This window comes from Deinococcus pimensis DSM 21231 (genome assembly GCF_000519345.1).
GTDB classification, from domain to species: Bacteria; Deinococcota; Deinococci; order Deinococcales; family Deinococcaceae; genus Deinococcus_A; species Deinococcus_A pimensis.
The window spans coordinates 27,252-27,818 of sequence record NZ_KI912637.1; the positions used below are offsets into that span (position 1 = coordinate 27,252).

Annotated in this window: 1 protein-coding gene; it reads right to left on the bottom strand. The window is 75.0% G+C overall.

The genetic code is table 11. From position 1 onward, the window contains the following. Positions 1 to 143 precede the first annotated feature (143 nt). Positions 144 to 567: 1-(5-phosphoribosyl)-5-[(5-phosphoribosylamino)methylideneamino]imidazole-4-carboxamide isomerase (locus DEIPI_RS29735; RefSeq protein ID WP_245588535.1), on the bottom strand; the 424-nt coding region annotated here is incomplete at its 5' end.

A 567-nucleotide genomic window follows, 5' to 3' on the forward strand; every position in this document is an offset into this window, starting at 1 on the left:
GAGGGCGCGGTCGCGGTCGTGCCGGGCGAGGCCTCGACTCGCGGCGCGCGCGCGTTCGAGCAGGGCGTGGACGGTCACGGCGGCGGTGTCGGTCATGCCCGAGTCTAACGCCACGTCCTCGCGCGGGTCACGCGCAGGACGGCCTACACCCCGGCAGGGACGGGGTAGGGGAGGGTGCCCTCGTAGATGGCGCGGCCCACGATGGCGCCCTCGATGCCGAGCTCGTCGAGCAGGCGCACGTCCGTGACGTCCGCGACGCCGCCGCCCACGATGAGGGTGTTCGTCCAGAGGCGGCGCACGGTGGCCATGAGGTCGCGGTCGAGGCCGCGCAGGGTGCCGTCGCGGCTGACGTCCGTGAAGATCAGCGTCTCCAGGCCCTGCGTGGAGAGGCGCGCGGTGAGTTCCTCGACGCGGACGCCGCTGCCCTCGGCCCAGCCGTGCACGGCGACGTCCATGCCGCGCGCGTCGACGCTCACGACGATCCGCTCGGCGTCGTGGCGCTCCACGAGCCGCCCGACGAGTTCGGGCTGCCGCACGGCCGCCGTGCCGATCACGACGCGCCGCACG